Below are 251 nucleotides of genomic sequence, written 5' to 3' on the forward strand. Positions count from 1 at the left end.
GACAGCATGGATTTTCAAAAGGCAGACCAGTTGACCAACAAATTAATGGAGTCGTTTTTTGGAAAAATGAAGCTGAATAAACAGCCTGATGTCCGTCACCGTTTTCTAGGGGCTGCTACCCCAGCCGGAGCGGTGGACTTCATTCCAAATTTAACAGAAGAAATCCCCAAACGCTACTTTTTGAAAGGGCGCCCTGGTTCCGGAAAGTCAACCATGCTTAGAAAGCTGGCGGCTGCGGCGGTGGAGCGCGG

Annotated in this window: 1 pseudogene; it reads left to right on the forward strand. The window is 49.8% G+C overall.

The window, feature by feature from the left end:
- Positions 1–251 (forward strand): annotated as a pseudogene (locus tag RYX56_RS24075) (hypothetical protein); the annotation flags it as partial.

Origin of the sequence: Alkalihalophilus lindianensis (genome assembly GCF_032843265.1) — a bacterium.
Lineage (GTDB): Bacteria > Bacillota > Bacilli > Bacillales > Bacillaceae_D > Alkalihalophilus > Alkalihalophilus lindianensis.